The organism is Clostridium sp. Marseille-P3244 (assembly GCF_900120155.1).
In the GTDB taxonomy this organism is placed as follows: Bacteria; Bacillota; Clostridia; order Lachnospirales; family Lachnospiraceae; genus Mediterraneibacter.
Window position 1 is genome coordinate 107,471 of the sequence record NZ_LT635549.1, and the last position, 17,819, is coordinate 125,289.

33 protein-coding genes are annotated in these 17,819 nt (G+C 47.2%); all 33 read right to left on the minus strand.

Annotated features, from left to right (window positions below; translation table 11 throughout):
- Positions 1-5: 5 nt before the first annotated feature.
- The 33 genes from BQ7367_RS14410 to rpsJ all read right to left on the minus strand — a co-directional run bounded on the left by BQ7367_RS14410 (position 6) and on the right by rpsJ (position 17,691).
- Entirely contained in the window at positions 6-143 is a 138-nt protein-coding gene (locus BQ7367_RS14410) for an LPXTG cell wall anchor domain-containing protein (protein ID WP_159431612.1), read from the minus strand.
- A 207-nt stretch (positions 144-350) separates the two neighbouring features.
- Positions 351-671: a DMT family transporter gene (locus tag BQ7367_RS02240; RefSeq protein WP_072526038.1), complete on the minus strand. Its 321-nt coding sequence runs from the start codon at positions 669-671 to the stop codon at positions 351-353.
- Between the two features lie 188 nt (positions 672-859).
- On the minus strand, positions 860-1,396 hold the full coding sequence (locus tag BQ7367_RS02245; protein WP_072524014.1) for a bL17 family ribosomal protein: 537 nt from the start codon (positions 1,394-1,396) through the stop codon (positions 860-862).
- A 322-nt stretch (positions 1,397-1,718) separates the two neighbouring features.
- Positions 1,719-2,678 (minus strand): DNA-directed RNA polymerase subunit alpha, encoded by a 960-nt coding sequence (locus BQ7367_RS02250; RefSeq protein ID WP_072524015.1) that lies wholly within the window; start codon positions 2,676-2,678, stop codon positions 1,719-1,721.
- Between the two features lie 62 nt (positions 2,679-2,740).
- The gene (gene rpsD / locus BQ7367_RS02255) at positions 2,741-3,334 is read right to left on the minus strand and encodes a 30S ribosomal protein S4 (protein WP_072524016.1); all 594 of its coding nucleotides are present in this window, start codon (positions 3,332-3,334) and stop codon (positions 2,741-2,743) included.
- A gap of 85 nt (positions 3,335-3,419) precedes the next feature.
- Positions 3,420-3,815 carry a 30S ribosomal protein S11 gene (rpsK, locus tag BQ7367_RS02260; RefSeq protein ID WP_072524017.1) on the minus strand — a complete coding sequence of 132 codons (396 nt, stop codon included), beginning with the start codon at positions 3,813-3,815 and terminating at the stop codon, positions 3,420-3,422.
- Positions 3,816-3,955: 140 nt separating this feature from the next.
- Positions 3,956-4,324 carry a 30S ribosomal protein S13 gene (gene rpsM / locus BQ7367_RS02265; RefSeq protein WP_072524018.1) on the minus strand — a complete coding sequence of 123 codons (369 nt, stop codon included), beginning with the start codon at positions 4,322-4,324 and terminating at the stop codon, positions 3,956-3,958.
- 518 nt (positions 4,325-4,842) lie between these two features.
- Positions 4,843-4,956 (minus strand): 50S ribosomal protein L36, encoded by a 114-nt coding sequence (gene rpmJ / locus BQ7367_RS02270; protein ID WP_003497809.1) that lies wholly within the window; start codon positions 4,954-4,956, stop codon positions 4,843-4,845.
- A 145-nt stretch (positions 4,957-5,101) separates the two neighbouring features.
- Entirely contained in the window at positions 5,102-5,320 is a 219-nt protein-coding gene (infA, locus tag BQ7367_RS02275; protein WP_072524019.1) for a translation initiation factor IF-1, read from the minus strand.
- Between the two features lie 3 nt (positions 5,321-5,323).
- Positions 5,324-5,641 carry a KOW domain-containing RNA-binding protein gene (locus BQ7367_RS02280; protein WP_072524020.1) on the minus strand — a complete coding sequence of 106 codons (318 nt, stop codon included), beginning with the start codon at positions 5,639-5,641 and terminating at the stop codon, positions 5,324-5,326.
- Positions 5,638-6,291 carry an adenylate kinase gene (locus tag BQ7367_RS02285; RefSeq protein ID WP_072524021.1) on the minus strand — a complete coding sequence of 218 codons (654 nt, stop codon included), beginning with the start codon at positions 6,289-6,291 and terminating at the stop codon, positions 5,638-5,640. Before BQ7367_RS02285 ends, BQ7367_RS02280 begins: the two co-directional genes overlap by 4 nt.
- 86 nt (positions 6,292-6,377) lie before the next feature.
- Positions 6,378-7,730: a preprotein translocase subunit SecY gene (secY, locus tag BQ7367_RS02290; protein ID WP_072524022.1), complete on the minus strand. Its 1,353-nt coding sequence runs from the start codon at positions 7,728-7,730 to the stop codon at positions 6,378-6,380.
- On the minus strand, positions 7,730-8,170 hold the full coding sequence (rplO, locus tag BQ7367_RS02295) for a 50S ribosomal protein L15 (RefSeq protein ID WP_072524023.1): 441 nt from the start codon (positions 8,168-8,170) through the stop codon (positions 7,730-7,732). Before rplO ends, secY begins: the two co-directional genes overlap by 1 nt.
- A 20-nt stretch (positions 8,171-8,190) precedes the next feature.
- On the minus strand, positions 8,191-8,373 hold the full coding sequence (rpmD, locus tag BQ7367_RS02300; protein WP_072524024.1) for a 50S ribosomal protein L30: 183 nt from the start codon (positions 8,371-8,373) through the stop codon (positions 8,191-8,193).
- A 58-nt stretch (positions 8,374-8,431) separates the two neighbouring features.
- Positions 8,432-8,941 carry a 30S ribosomal protein S5 gene (rpsE, locus tag BQ7367_RS02305; protein ID WP_072524025.1) on the minus strand — a complete coding sequence of 170 codons (510 nt, stop codon included), beginning with the start codon at positions 8,939-8,941 and terminating at the stop codon, positions 8,432-8,434.
- Between the two features lie 16 nt (positions 8,942-8,957).
- The gene (gene rplR, locus BQ7367_RS02310) at positions 8,958-9,326 is read right to left on the minus strand and encodes a 50S ribosomal protein L18 (RefSeq protein ID WP_072524026.1); all 369 of its coding nucleotides are present in this window, start codon (positions 9,324-9,326) and stop codon (positions 8,958-8,960) included.
- A gap of 17 nt (positions 9,327-9,343) precedes the next feature.
- Positions 9,344-9,886: a 50S ribosomal protein L6 gene (gene rplF, locus BQ7367_RS02315; RefSeq protein WP_072524027.1), complete on the minus strand. Its 543-nt coding sequence runs from the start codon at positions 9,884-9,886 to the stop codon at positions 9,344-9,346.
- Between the two features lie 216 nt (positions 9,887-10,102).
- Positions 10,103-10,504 carry a 30S ribosomal protein S8 gene (gene rpsH, locus BQ7367_RS02320; protein WP_072524028.1) on the minus strand — a complete coding sequence of 134 codons (402 nt, stop codon included), beginning with the start codon at positions 10,502-10,504 and terminating at the stop codon, positions 10,103-10,105.
- A 238-nt stretch (positions 10,505-10,742) separates the two neighbouring features.
- Complete coding sequence (locus BQ7367_RS02325) at positions 10,743-10,928, minus strand: type Z 30S ribosomal protein S14 (RefSeq protein ID WP_059067910.1); 186 nt, start codon at positions 10,926-10,928, stop codon at positions 10,743-10,745.
- Positions 10,929-10,940: 12 nt separating this feature from the next.
- The gene (rplE, locus tag BQ7367_RS02330; protein ID WP_072524029.1) at positions 10,941-11,480 is read right to left on the minus strand and encodes a 50S ribosomal protein L5; all 540 of its coding nucleotides are present in this window, start codon (positions 11,478-11,480) and stop codon (positions 10,941-10,943) included.
- A gap of 22 nt (positions 11,481-11,502) precedes the next feature.
- A complete protein-coding gene (rplX, locus tag BQ7367_RS02335; RefSeq protein WP_072524030.1) occupies positions 11,503-11,814 on the minus strand; it encodes a 50S ribosomal protein L24 in 312 nt (103 codons plus the stop codon).
- 12 nt (positions 11,815-11,826) lie between these two features.
- Positions 11,827-12,195, minus strand: a complete 369-nt coding sequence (gene rplN, locus BQ7367_RS02340; protein WP_072524031.1) for a 50S ribosomal protein L14 — start codon at positions 12,193-12,195, stop codon at positions 11,827-11,829.
- Between the two features lie 22 nt (positions 12,196-12,217).
- Positions 12,218-12,475, minus strand: coding sequence for a 30S ribosomal protein S17 (gene rpsQ / locus BQ7367_RS02345; RefSeq protein ID WP_072524032.1), 258 nt, complete (start codon positions 12,473-12,475; stop codon positions 12,218-12,220).
- Positions 12,476-12,488: 13 nt separating this feature from the next.
- Positions 12,489-12,698, minus strand: a complete 210-nt coding sequence (gene rpmC, locus BQ7367_RS02350) for a 50S ribosomal protein L29 (RefSeq protein ID WP_442855334.1) — start codon at positions 12,696-12,698, stop codon at positions 12,489-12,491.
- On the minus strand, positions 12,679-13,116 hold the full coding sequence (rplP, locus tag BQ7367_RS02355; protein WP_072524034.1) for a 50S ribosomal protein L16: 438 nt from the start codon (positions 13,114-13,116) through the stop codon (positions 12,679-12,681). The genes rpmC and rplP overlap by 20 nt, the downstream gene beginning before the upstream one ends.
- A complete protein-coding gene (gene rpsC, locus BQ7367_RS02360) occupies positions 13,116-13,772 on the minus strand; it encodes a 30S ribosomal protein S3 (protein WP_072524035.1) in 657 nt (218 codons plus the stop codon). Before rpsC ends, rplP begins: the two co-directional genes overlap by 1 nt.
- Before the next feature lie 9 nt (positions 13,773-13,781).
- Entirely contained in the window at positions 13,782-14,168 is a 387-nt protein-coding gene (gene rplV / locus BQ7367_RS02365; protein ID WP_072524036.1) for a 50S ribosomal protein L22, read from the minus strand.
- Between the two features lie 31 nt (positions 14,169-14,199).
- Positions 14,200-14,481, minus strand: a complete 282-nt coding sequence (rpsS, locus tag BQ7367_RS02370; RefSeq protein ID WP_072524037.1) for a 30S ribosomal protein S19 — start codon at positions 14,479-14,481, stop codon at positions 14,200-14,202.
- Positions 14,482-14,507: 26 nt separating this feature from the next.
- Complete coding sequence (gene rplB, locus BQ7367_RS02375; protein WP_072524038.1) at positions 14,508-15,350, minus strand: 50S ribosomal protein L2; 843 nt, start codon at positions 15,348-15,350, stop codon at positions 14,508-14,510.
- A 304-nt stretch (positions 15,351-15,654) separates the two neighbouring features.
- Positions 15,655-15,954 carry a 50S ribosomal protein L23 gene (gene rplW / locus BQ7367_RS02380; RefSeq protein WP_072524039.1) on the minus strand — a complete coding sequence of 100 codons (300 nt, stop codon included), beginning with the start codon at positions 15,952-15,954 and terminating at the stop codon, positions 15,655-15,657.
- Positions 15,954-16,574 carry a 50S ribosomal protein L4 gene (gene rplD / locus BQ7367_RS02385; protein ID WP_072524040.1) on the minus strand — a complete coding sequence of 207 codons (621 nt, stop codon included), beginning with the start codon at positions 16,572-16,574 and terminating at the stop codon, positions 15,954-15,956. Before rplD ends, rplW begins: the two co-directional genes overlap by 1 nt.
- A gap of 30 nt (positions 16,575-16,604) precedes the next feature.
- Positions 16,605-17,288, minus strand: a complete 684-nt coding sequence (gene rplC, locus BQ7367_RS02390; RefSeq protein WP_072524041.1) for a 50S ribosomal protein L3 — start codon at positions 17,286-17,288, stop codon at positions 16,605-16,607.
- Positions 17,289-17,373: 85 nt separating this feature from the next.
- Complete coding sequence (gene rpsJ, locus BQ7367_RS02395) at positions 17,374-17,691, minus strand: 30S ribosomal protein S10 (RefSeq protein WP_004607300.1); 318 nt, start codon at positions 17,689-17,691, stop codon at positions 17,374-17,376.
- Between the last annotated feature and the right edge of the window lie 128 nt (positions 17,692-17,819).

A 17,819-nucleotide genomic window follows, 5' to 3' on the forward strand; every position in this document is an offset into this window, starting at 1 on the left:
AAGATTTATCCTTTTTTCTCTTTCCTTTTCAGGATAGCAGAAGCTATGGCTATGAATCCACTCATAAACAAGATAAGCACGTACAATCCTAATTTCAAGGTATCCCCTGTCTGCGGGGTGGCACCATTTTCTCTGCTTCCCATGCCTGTCTGATCTGTCCCTGTAATATGAAACTGAAATCACATCAATGGAAAATACTCTTTATACTTTTAATAATTACGGACATGTAGAAATACATTTGAAAGAACATATGGATAAAAGAGGAATCACCCGAAATGCTCTGGCACGTGCTGTAAATACACGTTTTGAGCTGGCAGACAGTCATTTTTTATTTTATACACTATATTTCTTCAATGCCCCGATGTCGCTTTCAGCCCGATAATCCCGATCAACAGCAGTGATACGAAAAAGATCCTGGCCGCCGTCACCGGCTCCTTAAATAGCACGATACCTACGATCACCGCGCCCAGCGCTCCGATACCGGTCCAGATGGCGTACGAAGTTCCCAGAGGAAGCTGCTTTGTTGCCTGGGAGAGGAACAGAAAGCTGAAGATCATTCCGACAACCGTCAGGATTGTATACTTCAAATCTGTAAATCCTTCAGAAAATTTCATACATGTAGACCAGAACACTTCCAGTCCGCCTGCAATGATCAAACATACCCATTCCATAATTTCATCCTCTCTTTCTTCTCTTTTGAAATATATAATCAGATGCTTTACCTGCCGCCGCAAAAGAAAAGCGCTGAACCTGTATCTTCTATGGCCTAATGATACAGGATCAACGCTTTTATTTACCCGGCGGTAAATTTTCTCTTTATAACTGTTTTTCTTTACTCAGTCTGTTCTCTTTCTGATCTTTAAACGAGTTCGATCAGAACTTCCATGGCCGCATCGCCCTTACGCTGGCCGATCTTGACGATTCTTGTGTAACCGCCGTTACGGTTTTCATATTTGGGAGCGATCTCTGTAAAGAGTTTCTCCACCATGTCTACTTTCTTTGTGTTGGCTTTCTTTCCGGCAGCCTTTGTCGGAACTTCCTTCACGGGGCAGAGAACCTTGAGCATCTCACGTCTTGCGTGAAGTCTGCTGGGCTGATCTTTCTTGATCTTCTTCTCTGTCTCGTCATAGACCGTTACCTTCTTTCCGTCTACGACTTCTTTTACTCTCTTGCCGTCCTTGTCCTTGCGCGCAACTTTCGCTGTCACTGTCACTTCGTCATAATTGTCTTTCTCTCTGACAGCCATAGCGATCAGGCCTTCTGCTATCTTACGGATTTCTTTTGCCTTTGCCTCTGTTGTAATGATCTTTCCGTTATTTAACAGCGCTGTTACCTGATTTCTCAGCAATGCCTTTCTCTGGTTCGATGTCCTGCCAAGTTTTCTATACTTTGCCATTTTAAATATCCTCCTAAACTTTCCGTTATAGTTCAGACGCGTCATTCGCAAAACCGCACTTACGTGCTGCCCACGGCTGCCGCCGCTTTTTTGCTCATGAGCAGGCGCTCAGAGCATACATATGTCCGCTCGAAAAAACATGCAAGCATGTTTTCTTCTCCCGCCCAATGTATGCATGAACTATAACCACACATTTGGTTATGCATCTTCGGGCTTATTAATCAAATGCCCCTGCCGCGCTCTTCGGGCTTACCGGCAGAGTATTCTCTCCCCCGGGATATCTCATTTTAAGATTCCCCGGACTGTTTCAGGACCTTTTATGCTATTCATCGTCCTGATTTAATTCCAGGTTAAGCTCTTTGAGCTTCGCAAGCACTTCTTCCAGAGACTTGCGCCCCAGATTACGGACTTTCATCATATCTTCCGGAGTTTTATTGGTAAGCTCTTCCACGGTATTGATCCCGGCTCTCTTCAGACAATTGTAGGAGCGGACAGAAAGTTCCAGCTCATCAATGCTCATCTCAAGAACCTTCTCTTTCTCGTCATCCTCTTTCTCGATCATGACTTCCGCTGACTGCGCAACTTCTGACAGATCCACAAAGAGTTTCAGGTGCTCGCTCAGGACTTTCGCCGCAAGGCTGACAGCCTCATCCGGAAGCATGGTGCCTTTTGTCCAGACATCCAGTGTCAGCTTGTCATAATCCGTGATCTGCCCCACACGGGTATTCTCCACTGTCAGGTTCACACGGTCCACCGGTGTATAGATCGAATCAATCGGGATCACGCCGATTGGCATGTCCTCTGTCTTGTTCTTATCCGCGCTTACATATCCCCTGCCCTTTGTAATAGTAAGTTCCATGTAAAGCTTGCAGTCTTTCCCGCCGCTGAGTGTAGCGATGACCTGCTCCGGATTCACGATCTCAATATCGGAATCCACCTGGATATCGGCTCCTGTCACAACACCCTCGCCCTCATATTCGATATATGCGGTCTTCACTTCATCGGAATCAGATGTGCTTTTAAGCGCCAGAGATTTCAGGTTCATGATGATCTCTGTCACGTCTTCTTTTACTCCCGGTATGGAGCTGAACTCATGGAGCACGCCGTCAATCTTCACCGAGCTGATTGCCACACCAGGCAGAGAAGAGAGCATGATCCTTCTCAGGGAGTTTCCAAGCGTTGTCCCATAACCTCTCTCCAGAGGCTCAACGACAAATCTGCCATACTTCTTATCATCTGAAACATCCGTAATTTCAATATTCGGTTTATTAAAATCAAACACTACACAGACCCTCCTTATGGGTTTTAAAATGTTGAGGGATTCATACACTGCCGCAGCCGATATTACTTGGAATATAACTCGACGATCAGCATCTCATCTACAGGAACATCAATAGCTTCTCTTGCCGGAAGCTCTTTTACTGCCCCTTTCAGATTCTCGGAGTCAACGTCAAGCCAGTCGGGGATCATATTTCCGCCTGTCACTTCGAGGATCTCTTTGTATCTCTGTGAGCCTTTTTTGTTTTCTTTGATCTCGATCGTATCTCCGGCCTTTACAAGGTAAGACGGAATGTTCACCTGTTTGCCGTTCACAAGCACATGCTTGTGGTCAACGATCTGTCTTGCTTCTTTTCTTGTTCTGGCAAATCCCATACGGAATACAACGTTGTCCAGTCTGGACTCAAGAAGTCTCATCAGGTTGTCACCTGTCATACCTTCCATCTGTTTTGCCTTAGCATAGTAATTTCTGAAAGGTTTCTCCAGAACACCGTAGATGAATTTTGCTTTCTGCTTCTCACGAAGCTGAAGGGCATACTCACTCATCTTTCTGTTTGATCTTTTCAACTGTCTCCTAGATTTTTTATTGATGCCAAGATAAATCGGATCCATGCCCAATGAACGGCATCTTTTAAGAACAGGAACTCTGTTTACTGCCATGTCTATCCTCCTAATTTCATACACAAGCGGTATCTGCCCGCTTTCACTTTTACTTTCCGTTATCCATCAGTGATCAGAACCGCAATTATACTCTTCTGCGCTTAGGCGGACGGCATCCGTTATGCGGAACCGGAGTTACGTCCTTGATGCTCACGACATCAATACCGCACGCCTGAAGGGCACGGATGGCAGCCTCTCTGCCTGATCCCGGTCCTTTTACAAATACGTCTACAGTCTTAAGCCCATGTACCAGAGCAGCCTTAGCCGCTGTCTCAGCCGCCATCTGCGCTGCATACGGAGTAGATTTCCTTGAACCTCTAAAGCCCAGGCCGCCGGCACTTGCCCATGAAAGAGCATTTCCCTGTGTATCTGTTAATGTAACGATCGTATTATTAAAAGATGACTGGATATGTGCCTGCCCTCGTTCAACGTTTTTCTTGACACGCTTTTTTGTTACTTTTTTTGCAACCTTCTTTGCCATTTAAACTAACCTACTTTCTTTTTTCTTAAAAGGTGGTTCGCTCAACTAAGCTCATGCCACGCATTCGCCAAGGTTCGCGAACGGCCTCGCACTAAATTCAAACTTCGCTTTCAGCTCGTTTTCACTAAGTTGCTTTCGGCCTACTTCTTCTTGTTTGCTACAGTTCTCTTCGGACCCTTGCAAGTTCTTGCATTTGTCTTTGTCTTCTGACCACGTACCGGAAGTCCTTTTCTGTGACGGATTCCACGGTAGCATCCGATCTCTTTGAGTCTCTTGATATTGAGCTGGATCTCTCTTCTGAGATCACCTTCCACCATCTGAGTCTCATCAATTACTGCACTGATCTTCTTTACTTCCTCACTTGTAAGATCTCTTACGCGGGTATTCGGATCCACTCCGGCCTCTGCCAGGATGCGGTTAGAGCTTGCTCTTCCGATTCCGTAAATGTAAGTCAACCCGATTTCTACACGTTTGTCTCTTGGTAAGTCTACACCTGCAATACGAGCCATGTGTCTTTCCTCCATTTTCTTTGTTGATATTTACTTTAACTGAGGCTGCGGATGCTCTGAAAGGCTTTTTATGCCCGCTGGTGTTCTGCATCCTACCAGGCTTTCACACCTCCTGCTTTAAGGCAGAGGCATCATCCGCCCGATATCCCAGCCCAGGCGCGTTTTTCTCTTCGCGCCCTTTCCCGGCACGGACCTTTCTTCATGATCCGCCAATGCAAATGCCGGGTATTAGAAGCAATATACAATCGCATTTTCCCTGGTCATGTCTTTTAGTCCTGTCGTGAAAATGCCAGAACACGCGCCCTGCGGTACCTGTTACAGGTGCGGTGTATCCTTACTTGTATATGAAACAGCCCTACACACTGCCTTGTGTGTCGCGCTGTCAGCCGCCTAAATTAAAATCCGTTAGCATCGATTGATATATTTTCAACCAATCGCCACTCGTCCGTGCGCCTATATCTGCATAAGGAAGATACACCCTCATTTCATTCGGGGTATCTGCTTTCGCACTAAGTGTTCTAGCCTTGACGCTGTTTATGCTTCGGATTTTCACAGATTACTCTGATGCTTCCTTTTCTTTTAATAATCTTGCATTTTTCACAAATTGGTTTTACTGATGATCTAACCTTCATGTCAAATCCTCCTTCCCTTCTTTGCTTTGCCTGCATTTCCCGGTCGTTTGGGCACACCATCCCAATCGTGACCATCTCACAGTATAGCATCAAATGCTTGTTGAAGTCAACTGTTAATTTTTCCGCTTTTAAGAAGCGCTTTCGATCATTTATCTCTCCAGATAATCCTTCCCTTGCTCAGGTCATACGGAGACATTTCCAGCGTCACCTTATCCCCCGGCAGGATCTTGATGAAATTCATCCTCAGCTTTCCGCTGATGTGGGCGAGAACAACATGCCCGTTCTCCAGTTCCACTTTAAACATTGCGTTTGGAAGTTTCTCCACTACAACTCCCTCGATCTCGATTACGTCAGCTTTTGACATATATTAATTCCTCCTGCGCCCTGGCCCCTCTGCCAGACTCTCATACGATGTTCCCCTGTCCGGGGTGTTTCCGTTACAGCCCACCCGCGCGGCATATTGCCTGATGGCCTCACATATGGAGCTGTCATCTGTACCGCCGGCAGTTCCCATCTTCAATATAGGCTGAAGATGCCTGCTGTTTTTGCGTTTTGCATGGCGGAGGGGTCTTTTCTCCCCATCCGCCACATACACATATTCATTTTCCACATATACAACAGCGTAAATCTTGTCTTTGTCCCGTCCTGCCTTTGACTTTACCAGCATTCCCGGTTCCAGCTTCATCCGGCCTGCTCCCCCAGAATCTTTACGATATTGGCAAATACATCATCGATATCAACCGTGCCGTCAACCTCTCTGAGAATCCCCGCCTGTGTATAATATTCGATCAGAGGCTGTGTCTGCTCATGATAAACACCCAGTCTTTTAAGAACGGTCTCCGGTTTGTCGTCATCCCGTAAGATAAGGCTGCCGCCGCACTTGTCGCAGATCCCCTCTTCTTTCGTGGGGGCATATACAATATGATAAGTAGCTCCGCAGTCAACACAGGCTCTTCTTCCGGACATACGGTTTACGATATTGTCATCGGGCACTTCCACATTAATCGCATAGTCCATTTTCTGCCCCATCTCAGCAAGAGCCGCGTCCAGCGCTTCCGCCTGGGGGATCGTACGCGGGAATCCATCGAGGACATATCCGTTCGCGCAGTCGTCCTGTTTCACCCGATCCACTACCAGATCAACCACAAGCTCATCAGGTACGAGAAGTCCCTGATCCATATAGGTCTTGGCCTTCTTTCCGAGTTCCGTGCCGTTCTTGATATTGGCGCGGAAGATGTCACCGGTCGAAATATGCGGGATCCCATATTTGTCCGCGATCTTTTTCGCCTGCGTCCCTTTTCCTGCGCCGGGTGCTCCCAGCATGATGATCTTCATAATCTTACCTCCCGTCTGATACACCATGAGCCCGCTAAGTCCCATCCCTTTCAAACGGGACAGAACAAGGCGAGCTGTATGGTAATTTAATATCCAAGAAAGCTGTTTGTCATATTGCTTCCTTTATTATTTAAAAATCCTGTATAATTTCTCACAAGCATCTGTGACTCGATCTTCTTGATCGTATCGAGTACCACTCCCACGATGATGATGATGGATGTTCCTCCGAAGGAAACATTGGCACCAAACACACCGTTAAAGAAGAACGGGATGACCTGAACGATGACCAGCCCGCAGGCGCCTATGAAAATAATGTAATTGAGGATCTTCTGGAGATACTCAACCGTCGGCTTGCCCGGGCGGATACCCGGTATGAAACCGCCGCTCTTCTTCATGTTATTCGCGATCTCCAGCGGATTGAATGTGATCGATGTATAAAAATACGCGAAAAATATGGTAAGAATGATATACACGATCAGCCCGATCGAATAGATCGGCCTTGACGGATCACACCAGTTGCTGGAATTCATTCCCGCCAGTATCTGGCTTCCGATTCCGTTTCCATCTCCTTTTCCGAGAAACTGGGCGATCATGATCGGAGTCTGCATCAGTGACGACGCAAAGATAACCGGAATAACTCCCGCTGTATTCACACGCAGCGGAATATGCGTGGACTGTCCTCCGTATGTCTTTCTTCCCAGCACTTTCTTGGAGTACTGTACCGCGATCCTTCTCTCACCGCTCTGAAGGATCACAACAAATACTACGACCGCCAGGATGATCGCCAGGATAATAACAGCCGCAAGCGCTGCCTGCGCGATCTTTTTGCCGCTGATGAACTGTTCATACAGTGTCACAAAATCATTGGGCACCCGGGATAAAATATTGATCAGAAGAACAATAGAAATTCCGTTGCCAACACCATTCTCTGTAATACGCTCACCGATCCACATAAGGAACGCGCTTCCCGCTGTCAGTGTACATACTACGATCGCGCAGTTTACGAAATTATATTCTTCAAGAAGTCCCTGCCGGCCCAGTCCTACCGCGAGGGCGGTAGACTCGATCAGCGCCAGCCCGACTGTCACATATCTCGTAATAGCCGCGATCTTCTTTCTTCCCTCTTCCCCTTCCTTCTGCATCTCCTCAAGCTTCGGTATAGCGATCGTCAGGAGCTGCATGATAATGGAAGATGTGATGTACGGCGTAATGCTCAGAGCAAATACCGAAAAATTTGTAAAGGAGCCGCCGGTAAACGCCTCAAAAAAGTTGAGGGCGTCACCGGTCTGCTGCTCAAAAAACTGCTGAATAAAGGTTGGATCCACCCCTGGCGTCGGAAGCTGTGATCCAAGCCTCACAACGATGAGCATTGCAAATGTATAGAGGATCCTTTTTCGGATATCTTCTATCTGAAATGCTCTGCGTACTGTCTTAAGCATTAGATCACCTCTGCTTTTCCACCAAGTGCTTCAATCTTCTCAGCTGCCTTCGCGCTGAACGCGTTTGCCTGAACTGTAAGCTTCTTAGTTAACTCTCCATTCCCAAGAATTTTGACTCCGTCTCTCGGATTCTTAACAATACCGCTCTCGATCAGTGTCTCTACAGATACTGTCGCGCCGTCCTCAAATCTTTCCAGCGCCCCCAGATTGATCCCTATGATCGTCTTGGAGTTCCTGCAGGTGAACCCTCTCTTCGGTATTCTTCTGTATAAAGGCATCTGGCCACCTTCAAATCCAGGTCTTGCGCCGCCTGAACGGGCTTTCTGTCCTTTATGGCCTTTGCCGGCTGTCTTGCCGTTTCCTGAACCATGTCCACGGCCTCTTCTGAAATTATCGCTCTGTTTAGACCCGTCTGCCGGTCTCAAGTTTGATAAGTCCATGACGTTACCTCCTTATCTTTCTATGCCTCTTCTTCAACCTTCACCAAATGTCTGACCTGCTGCACCATACCTCTGGTAGCCGCATTGTCCGGCAGCACGACTGTCCTGCCTGTCTTTCTGAGACCAAGAGCCTCAACTGTCTTTTTATGCTTTGGTATGGCGCCGATTGTAGACTTTACTAACGTAACTTTCAAGTTTGCCATTTCAATCTTACCTCCTTATGTGATAGATCTGATCTTTCAATAAACAGATCCTATCCTCTTAGCCCGTGATCTCCTCAATTGACTTGCCGCGCAGTCTTGCAACATCTTCCGGTGATTTTGTCTCTTTCAGGCCTTCGATCGTGGCGAGCACCACATTCTGCTTGTTATTTGAACCAAGAGATTTTGTACGGATATTCTTGATCCCCGCCATCTCGATCACGGCACGCGCCGGACCTCCGGCGATCACACCGGTACCGTCCGGAGCATTCTTAAGGAGTACGGACGCGCTTCCGAACTTTCCGATCACATCGTGGATCACACTTGCGTTGTTGTCAAGTGCCACTGTGATCATCTTCTTCATCGCGTCTTCTTTTCCCTTGCGGATCGCTTCCGGGATCTCGGTAGCTTTTCCCAAACCTGCACCAACATGGCCGTTGCCGTCTCCGACAACAACTAAAGCTGTAAAACGGAAGTTACGACCACCTTTAACAACTTTGGTAACACGTTTGATCGATACTACTTTTTCTAATAATTCCATCTGACTAGCATCAATACGTTCCTGTCTCATCTGTGTTCTCCCTTCCCTAGAAATTCAGCCCGGCTTCTCTTGCCGCGTCTGCCAGTGCCTTGATCTTACCCTGGTAAATGAAGCCGCCTCTGTCAAAGACAACTTCCGTGATGCCTTTCTCTTTTGCCTTCTCAGCGATCACTTTGCCGAGATATGCAGCTGCCTCAACATTGTTTGTCTTCTCCAGCTCTGCCTTCACATCTTTCTGAAGAGTGGAGGCTGCGACCAGTGTATTTCCAACCGTGTCATCAATGATCTGAGCATACATATGATTGTTGCTCCGGAAAACAGCAAGACGTGGTCTCTCTGCTGTTCCGCTGAAACGGTTGCGTAATTTCATGTGTTTTTTTCTACGAACTTCGCTTCTTGATTTCTTACTAACCATTTTCACACTCTCCTTATTTATTTCTTACCAGTCTTACCGACTTTGCGTCTGATCACTTCATCCGCATACTTGATACCCTTGCCCTTATACGGCTCAGGTCTCCTCTTGTCTCTGATCTCTGCGGCATACTGTCCGACTTTCTCTTTATCGATCCCTTTTACAGTGATCTTGTTCTGGCCTTCCAGAACCGTCTCGATGCCTTCCGGATCCGTCATCTCGACTGGATGAGAGTATCCAAGGTTCAGTGTCAGTTTATTTCCTGATTTTGCTGCTCTGTAACCAACACCATTTACTTCAAGAACTTTCTCATAACCCTGAGTTACACCTACCACCATGTTGTTGATCAGTGTTCTCGTCAGGCCGTGAAGAGATTTCATCTTCTTGAGATCATTCGGTCTTGTTACAGTTACTTCTTCGCCTTCAACTTTAATTTCCATCTCAACCGGGAGTTCTCTTGTCAGAGTTCCCTTCGGACCTTTCACGGTCACTACATTGTTCTCTGCAACTTCCACAGTAACTCCTGCGGGAATCGCAACCGGCAGTCTTCCGATACGTGACATACCTGTTTCCTCCTTAACTTAGATTTTCGGAGCAGCGGCTTTAGGCTGCTCTGTTTTCAGTTACTTCGCGCCTGTCGGCGCAGCGCCTTTTATAAGGAAGTTCTTTTCGCTAAGCTCGGGCTTCGCCTACAGCTTGCCCTTGCCAATCTCAAAGAACGGCCTCGCACTAAATTCACCGTTCGCTTTACAGCTCCGGTTCATTAAGTTGCTTTCGGCCTACCAAACGAAGCACAATACTTCTCCGCCTACGCCCAGTTTTCTTGCTTCTTTGTCTGTCACCACACCTTTGTTGGTGGAGATGATCGCTGTGCCAAGGCCTCCGAGCACTTTCGGGATATCTTCCGAGTTTGCGTAAACACGCAGGCCCGGCTTGGAGATTCTCTTGAGACCGGAGATTACCTTCTCATTCTTGTCAGCGCCGTATTTCAGCGTGATATGGATCGTCTGGAAATGTCCGTCTTCTACAAGGTCATATTTTGCGATATATCCTTCATCCAGCAGGATGTTTGCGATAGCAATCTTCATCTTGGATGCCGGTACATCTACTGTATCATGTTTTGCAGTATTTGCGTTACGAATTCTTGTAAGCATATCTGCAATCGGATCGCTCATAGTCATGTGTTGTTTCCTCCTATATTTTTCTCAGTTTATAATCATGCTGAGGTTGGGGATGTTCCGGGCCGGCAGTAAATGTGTGTACTTTTCCGGGGCCGGACCAGTTCCGTGCGCCTAAGCTGCCCGCGCTGTCAAGGAAGTTCTTCTCGCCGGGCTCGAAAATACCTCGCCAGGCTCCAAGAACGACCTCGCACTAAATTCGTGCGGCGCCTTCAGCTTGCACTCATTAAGTGCTTTCGGCCTACCAACTTGCTTTTTTAACACCGGGGATCTGTCCTTTGTATGCCAGTTCACGGAAGCAGATACGGCAGATTCCATATTTTCTCAGATAAGCGTGCGGACGTCCGCAGATCCTGCAGCGGCTGTACTCTCTTGTAGAGAATTTCGCCTTGCGCTGCTGTTTGATTTTCATTGATGTCTTTGCCATGAATTTCCCTCCTTACTTTGCAAACGGCATATTGAACTGTGTCAATAATTCACGTGCTTCTTCATCAGTCTTGGCTGTTGTAACGAAGATCACGTCCATACCTCTGACTTTGTCGATCTTATCGTACTCGATCTCAGGGAAAATCAGCTGCTCCTTGATTCCAAGTGCGTAGTTTCCTCTTCCGTCAAACGCGTTCGGGTTTACGCCTCTGAAGTCACGTACACGGGGAAGTGCGAGGTTGATCAGACGGTCAACGAACTCATACATTTTCTCCCCTCTTAAGGTAACTTTGCATCCGATCGGCATTCCTTCTCTGATCTTGAAGTTAGCCACGGAATTCTTCGCTCTTGTAATAACGGCTTTCTGTCCTGCAATCTTCTCCATATCAGCGACCGCGGACTCTAAAACCTTTGCATTTTCCTTTGCCTCGCCGACGCCCATGTTGATAACAACTTTGTCGAGCTTCGGCACTTCCATGATATTCTTATATCCAAATTTCTTGATCATTGCGTCAATGATCTCATTCTGGTACTGTTCTTTCAGTCTACTCAAAGTCCTGGACCTCCTTCCTCAATTAATCGATCACTTCGCCGGTCTTCTTGGCGAAACGCACCTTCTTGTCACCGTCCATCTTGAAGCCGACTCTCGTCGCCTGTCCTTTGTGCACATACATAACATTGGACGCGTCGATGTAGCTTTCCTGATGTACGATACCGCCATTCTGGTTCGCCGCACTGGGTTTTGTGTGCTTCGTCACCATGTTGACGCCTTCGACCAGGACCTTACCGTCTTTTTTATTCACGGCAATTACTTTGCCTTCTTTGTCTTTGTCTTTTCCGGCGATGACCTTTACAGTGTCGCCTTTTTTAATCTTCATTGTTGACATCTTGGGCACCTCCTACAGTACTTCCGGAGCCAGTGAAACGATCTTCATAAAGTGTTTCTCTCTGAGCTCACGGGCTACTGGTCCAAAAATACGCGTTCCACGCGGATTCAAATCGTCTTTTATAATAACAGCAGCATTTTCATCGAATCTGATATAGGACCCGTCTTTACGGCGTGCGCCTTTTACAGAACGGACAACTACAGCTTTCACGACATCTCCTTTTTTAACAACGCCGCCTGGTGTTGCATCTTTGACAGTCGCAACGATGATATCACCGATATTTGCATATCTTCTTGTAGAACCGCCAAGCACACGGATGCACAGCAGCTCTTTCGCGCCTGTGTTGTCTGCTACTTTCAGTCTGCTTTCTTGCTGTATCATGCAGGTAAACCTCCTTCAAAAATTATTTTGCTTTCTCCATGATTTCCACAAGTCTCCATCTCTTGTCCTTGGACAGCGGCCTTGTTTCCATAACTTTTACTGTATCTCCGATCTTACACTCATTGTTCTCATCGTGAGCTTTCAGCTTGTAAGTTCTCTTTACAATCTTCTTATAAAGCGGGTGTTTTACATGGTCCTCAACTGCAACGACGACTGTTTTGTCCATCTTGTCGCTGACAACCTTGCCCACACGGGTTTTTCTAAGATTTCTCTCTTCCACGGCTTACTCCTTCCTATCGCCCAGCCTCTGTGATCAGAGTCTGAATACGCGCGATATTCTTCCTTACTTCCTTGATCCTGCTTGTGTTGTCCAACTGGTTTGTGGCATTCTGGAACCTTAAGTTGAAGAGTTCCTTCTTAGCAGCTACTAATTCCTGATTTAATTCCTCTACGGATTTTCCTCTTAATTCTTTTACAAATGTATTAGTTTTCACTGTTATCACCGCCTTCTAAGTCTGCGCGAGAAACAATTTTGCATTTGCAAGGTAACTTATGCATTGCAAGTCGAAGTGCCTCTCTAGCTGTTTCCTCTGGTACTCCTGCAATCTCAAACATTACACGGCCCGGCTTCACAACTGCTGCCCAGTACTCCACTGTACCTTTACCGCTACCCATACGGGTCTCAGCCGGTTTTGCAGTGATCGGCTTGTCGGGGAAAATCTTGATCCAAACCTTACCGCCACGCTTGATGTAACGTGTCATGGCAACACGGGCTGCCTCGATCTGGTTGGAACGGATCCAGCACGGCTCTGTAGCGATGATGCCGTACTCACCATATGCGATCGTGTTACCTCTGAGGGCCTTGCCCTTCATGGTGCCACGGAACTGTTTACGACGTTTTACTCTTTTTGGCATTAACATTATTTATCTCTCCCTTCCTTATCTGCTTTAGTCGGAAGAACCTCGCCTTTGTAAATCCAAACCTTTACACCGACTTTTCCGTAAGTTGTGTCAGCTTCTGCGAAACCATAATCAATGTCAGCTCTTAAAGTCTGCAGCGGAATTGTACCCTCGCTGTAGAACTCTGTACGCGCCATATCAGCTCCACCGAGACGCCCGGAAACGGAAGTCTTAACACCGAGTGCGCCTGCCTTCATTGTCCTTGACATACAGGACTTCATCGCGCGGCGGAAAGAGATACGGTTCTCAAGCTGCTGGGCAATGTTCTCAGCCACGAGCTGCGCGTCCTTATCCGGTCTCTTGATCTCTTTGATGTCAACGATAAGCTTCTTGTCAGTGAACTTTGTAAGCTCAGCCTTCACCTTCTCGATCTCGGAACCGCCCTTGCCGATGACAACGCCCGGCTTGGCTGTATATACAACGATCTTCACGCGGTCGGAAGCTCTCTCGATCTCGATCCTGGAGATTCCGGCGCTGTATAATCTCTTCTTTAAAAATGTTCTGATCTTGTGGTCTTCAACCAGGTTGTCAGCGAAATCTTTCTCTGCGTACCATTTGGAATCCCAGTCTTTGATAACGCCGACTCTCAAGCCATGAGGATTTACTTTCTGTCCCATAATGCCCTCCTATCTTTCATTCAGCACGATCGTTATGTGGCTCATTCTCTTCTCGATCCTGTAAGCCCTGCCCTGTGCTCTCGGTCTGATTCTCTTCATTGTCGGTCCTTTGTTTGCGTAGCACTCCTCAATGTAGAGGTTTGCAGCATTCATGCCATTGTTGTTTTCAGCGTTGGCGATCGCTGACTTCAGCAGTTTCTCTATCACTGTAGAAGCATATCTCGGATTGTACGCCAGGATTCCGAGTGCTGTTGTTACATCCTTGCCTCTGATGGCATCAAGAACAAAGCACGCCTTCTGAACAGATACTCTTGCGTAAGAGATCTTGGCTGAAGGTCTTGTATCTCTCTGCTCGTTTCTCTCTCTCTTGATCTGGGATCTGTGTCCTCTTGCCATGGATGTACCCTCCTTTCAAAATATAAGAATCTTATTTGACTTTTGATTTTTTCTCGTCTTTTCCATGCCCTCTGTAAGTTCTTGTAGCAACGAACTCACCGAGCTTGTGTCCTACCATGTCCTCAGTAACATATACCGGCACATGTCTCCTTCCGTCGTGTACGGCGAATGTATGGCCTACAAATGACGGGAAGATCGTAGAACGGCGTGACCATGTCTTAATAACTGATTTATCACCTGATGCATTCATAGCGTCTACTTTTTTCAGCAAGCTTTCGTCTGCAAATGGTCCTTTTTTAAGTGAACGAGCCATAGGTTCTAACCTCCTTGTGAATCTGATTATTTAATCGCTCTGCCATCTCTTCTTCTTACAATCAGCTTGTTGGAAGATTTATTCTTCTTGCGGGTCTTAAGGCCAAGTGCCGGTTTACCCCACGGTGTACACGGACCCGGACGGCCGATACCGGTCTTTCCTTCACCACCACCGTGCGGATGGTCATTCGGGTTCATGACAGAACCGCGGACTGTAGGTCTGATACCCATGTGACGCTTACGTCCTGCTTTACCGACATTGATCAGATTGTGCTCCCCGTTTCCTACCACACCAACTGATGCGCGGCAGATGATCGGAACCATTCTCATTTCACCTGACGGAAGTCTCAGTGTCGCGTATTTTCCTTCTTTCGCCATGAGCTGCGCGCTGTTTCCCGCGCTTCGCACAAGCTGTCCGCCCTTTCCGGGATAAAGCTCAATGTTGTGGATCTGCGTACCAACCGGGATCTGGGAAAGCGGCAGGCAGTTCCCTACTCTTACTTCCGCGTCCGCGCCGTTCATAACAGTCATGCCGTCTTTCAGGCCTTCCGGAGCCAGGATGTATGCCTTCTCACCATCCGCGTAGCAGATCAGGGCGATGTTGGCGCTTCTGTTCGGATCGTACTCGATCCCGATAACCTTGGCCGGAATGCCGTCCTTCTTTCTCTTAAAGTCTACAATTCTATATTTCTTTTTTGCTCCGCCGCCACGGTGTCTTACAGTAATCTTGCCCTGCGCGTTGCGGCCGGCCTGTCTTTTCTTGGAATCCAGGAGGGATTTCTCAGGAGTTGTCTTTGTAATCTCAGAGAAATCAGAACCTGTCATCTGTCTTCTGGAAGGTGTATATGGGTTATATGTTTTGATTCCCATTACTTTCTCTCCTTTCGTTAGCTCTAATTATTCATTTCACGGAATTGCACCGTATATCCGGGATAAACAGAGTGAGGATGATTTCAGATAAGACTGCCATGCTTGCATGAGCAGGATTATATGAAATTATCTGAGCGTGTAACGCGACCGAGAGGCTTTTGCCTCGAGGGTGCTCTGTTTATCTGTTACTATTTCATCAATCGGCTTACAGTCCGGCTCGCTAAGCTCGATAAGACCTCGCTAAGCTCCCCGAACGGGGTCCGACTAAGCCTCAGCCTGCGCTGACGCTTGCCTTCGGCAAGTCTTATAACCCCTCAAAAATCTCGATATCTTTGCTGTCTTCTGTAAGCTGTACGATCGCTTTCTTTGTCTTAGCTGTCTTTCCGAATGTCATACCACGTCTCTTGTTCTTTCCCTCAAGATTCATTGTGTTGACGCTCTTTACCTTTGTTCCGTCGAACATTTTTTCAACAGCTTCTTTGATCTGATTCTTTGTAGCCTCTGTGTGTACAAGGAATGTATATTTCTTGTCAGCCATCAGATCCATACTCTTCTCTGTGATGACCGGTTTCAGGATCACATCATAATACTGAATGTTTGCCATTATGCGTACACCTCCTCGATTGCAGCAACAGCAGCTTTCGTCGCGATAACTGTGTTGTATTTCAGGATGTCATATACGTTGATCGTGTTTGTGCGGGCCGTCTTCACGTCCGGGATGTTCTTTGCGGAGATCTCTGCGTTCGCGTTTCCGTCTTCCAGAACGACAAGCGCTTTGCTCACCTTCAGATTGTTCAGGACATTCTGCACGTTCTTTGTCTTGATCTCATCAAATTTCAGCTCGTCAACTACGATAAACTTGTTCTCTTCTACTCTGGAAGTAAGCGCAGACTTGAGAGCCGCTCTCTTCTCTTTTCTGTTCATCTTGAAAGAGTAGTCTCTCGGAACCGGAGCGAATACTACACCGCCGCCTGTCCACTGCGGAGCTCTTGTTGAACCCTGCCTTGCATGGCCTGTTCCTTTTTGCCTCCACGGTTTTCTTCCGCCGCCGGAAACTTCAGAACGTGTCTTCGCTTTCTGTGTTCCCTGACGATTGTTTGCAAGCTGATTTACAACTGCCATGTGTACCAGGTGCTCGTTTACCTCAACACCGAATACAGCATCATTCAGTTCGATGGTATCAACTTCTTTACCTTCGATATTGTAAACAGATACTTTTGCCATCTGTGTGTTCCTCCTTTCTTATTGTCACCCTTAGCAGCCCTTAACGGATTCTTTGATCGTTACGAGGCACTTCTTCGGTCCCGGTACAGATCCCTTTACAAGAAGAAGGTTGTTCTCTGCGTCAACTCTTACAACCTCAAGATTCTGAACTGTGATCTTCTTGTTACCCATCTGTCCAGGCATCTTCTTGCCCTTGAACACCTTGCTCGGATCAGATGCAGCGCCGTTAGAACCAGCGTGACGATGGAACTTGGAACCGTGTGTCATAGGTCCTCTGCTCTGTCCGTGACGCTTGATCGCGCCCTGGAAACCTTTACCTTTGGAGATTGCCGTCGCATCGATGTGATCGCCTTCCGCGAAGATGTCAGCCTTGATCTCCTGAGCCAGAGCATATTCCTCTGCATTGTCAAATCTGAACTCTTTTACATATCTTTTTCCGGATACGCCTGCTTTGTCAAAGTGGCCTTTCTCAGCTTTTGTCACACCGTTTCTGTGCGCAACCTGCTTTCTTCCGCTTCCGTCTTTTGTGACAATCTTTTCTTTCTTGTCAACAAATCCGACCTGAACTGCATTGTACCCGTCATTCTCAACAGTCTTGATCTGTGTCACCACACACGGACCTGCCTGCAGCACCGTTACTGGAATCAGAACTCCGTCTTCGTTGTTGAAGATCTGAGTCATGCCAACCTTTGTAGCCAAAATAGCTTTCTTCATTATTAATACCTCCTGTGATTTACAGCGGAGCGCATCTCGCGCTCATCCTAAATGTTAGGATCGTTACTGTTAGTGGATGTTCACCTTACTTATTTTTCATCTTGATATCAATGTACACACCTGCCGGCATTTCCAGTCTGGAAAGCGCGTCCACAGTCTTCTGTGTCGGCGTGATGATATCGATCAGTCTTTTATGAGTCCTCTGTTCGAACTGCTCTCTGGAGTCTTTGTACTTGTGTACCGCTCTTAAGATGGTCACTACCTCTTTCTTTGTCGGCAGCGGCACCGGTCCGCTCACCTGTGAGCCATTCTTCTTTACAGTTTCGATGATTTTCTTTGCGGATGCATCCACCAGCTGGTGATCATACGCTTTCAGTGTGATTCTCATTACTTGACTTGCCATAAAAAAAGTCGCCTCCTTTTCGTACTTTTAACTTCAGTACGACAAGCGGTGACTGTACACTCTCCCGTGTGTGTCGTGAGAAACATACACGGCGCTCCCGCTTTTCAACTCCTGCCGCGGTATTGTAC